The sequence below is a fragment of the Streptomyces sp. NPDC043746 genome (genome assembly GCF_056436485.1).
In genome coordinates this window covers 1-1565 of sequence record NZ_JBWKCM010000070.1, presented here as the reverse complement: position 1 = coordinate 1565, position 1565 = coordinate 1, and the positions used below count along the sequence as shown (strand labels likewise).

Genomic DNA, 1565 nt, shown 5'->3' with positions numbered 1-1565 from the left:
GTAGGCAGGAGAGCCGGCGTGAGCTTGAGGATCGTTGTCTGTGTGAAGTATGTGCCCGACGCGACCGGTGACCGGCGTTTCGCCGATGACCTGACGGTGGACCGTGAGGATGTGGACGGTCTGCTGTCGGAGCTGGACGAGTACGCGGTCGAGCAGGCGTTGCAGATCGCGGACGGGGCGGACGGCGCGGAGGTCACTGTGGTGACGGTGGGTCCGGAGGACGCGAAGGACGCGCTGCGCAAGGCTCTGTCGATGGGTGCGGACAAGGCGGTGCATGTCGAGGACGACGATCTGCACGGCACGGATGTGATCGGCACGTCGCTGGTGCTGGCGAAGGCGGTCGAGAAGACCGGTTACGACCTGGTGATCTGCGGAATGGCTTCCACGGACGGTGTGATGGGTGTGCTCCCGGCCCTCCTGGCGGAGCGTCTGGGTGTGCCGCAGGTGACTCTCCTGTCCGAGGTTGCCGTCAGTGGCGGTGTGGTGACCGGTCGGCGTGATGGTGACACGGCGTCCGAGCTGCTCGAGGCCTCGCTGCCGGCGGTGGTGTCGGTGACCGACCAGTCCGGTGAGGCGCGTTACCCCTCGTTCAAGGGGATCATGGCGGCGAAGAAGAAGCCGGTTCAGTCGCTGGATCTGGACGATCTGGGGATCGGGGCGGACGAGGTCGGTCTGGAAGGCGCGTGGACGGCGGTCGAGGAGGCGGCGGAGCGTCCGGCGCGGTCGGCGGGCACGATCGTGAAGGACGAGGGTGAGGGCGGCCGGCAGCTGGCCGAGTTCCTCGCGGGCCAGAAGTTCATCTGAGCCCGCGGTATCCCCCGGCTTTCCCCCTCCCTCCTCTTCTCCTCTGCTCTTCCCTCTCTGTGTCTGGAGTGCGTTGTCATGGCTGATGTTCTTGTTCTGGTCGATCACGTGGACGGTGCGGTCCGCAAGCCCACCCTGGAGCTGCTGACGCTGGCCCGTCGTATCGGTGATCCCGTCGCGGTGGCGCTGGGTGCTGGTGCGGAGGCGACCGCGGGGGTGCTGGGTGAGCACGGTGCCACGCGGGTCCTGACCGCCGATGCCCCGGAGTTCGCGGACTACCTGGTGGTTCCGAAGGTGGATGCCCTGCGGGCGGCTTTCGAGGCGGTCTCCCCGGTGGCGGTGCTGGTGGTGTCCTCGGCGGAGGGCAAGGAGATCGCCGCGCGGCTGGCGCTGCGGATCGGTTCGGGGATCATCACCGATGCCACCGATCTGGAGGCCGGTGCCCAGGGCCCGGTGGCCACGCAGGCCGCGTTCGCCGCTTCGTTCACGACGAAGTCCCGTGTCTCCAGGGGTGTTCCGGTGATCACGGTCAAGCCGAACTCGGCGCCCGTCGAGCCTGCCGCCGCCGCGGGTGCGCTCGAGGCGCTGGAGGTGTCGTTCGGTGCGACCGCCACCGGTACGAAGGTGACGTCGCGGACGCCGCGTGAGTCGACGGGGCGTCCGGAGCTGACCGAGGCCGCGATCGTGGTCTCCGGCGGGCGCGGGGTCAACGGGGCGGAGAACTTCCCGCTCATCGAGGCGCTCGCCGACAGTCTGGGGGC

At 68.9% G+C, this 1565-nt stretch carries 2 protein-coding genes; both read left to right on the top strand.

Annotated features, from left to right (window positions below; genetic code table 11):
• Positions 1 to 18 precede the first annotated feature (18 nt).
• Complete coding sequence (locus AC0682_RS31470) at positions 19 to 804, top strand: electron transfer flavoprotein subunit beta/FixA family protein (protein WP_478536644.1); 786 nt, start codon at positions 19 to 21, stop codon at positions 802 to 804.
• A 78-nt stretch (positions 805 to 882) separates the two neighbouring features.
• A partial coding sequence (locus AC0682_RS31465; RefSeq protein WP_478536643.1) for an electron transfer flavoprotein subunit alpha/FixB family protein occupies positions 883 to 1565 on the top strand: 683 nt, incomplete at its 3' end.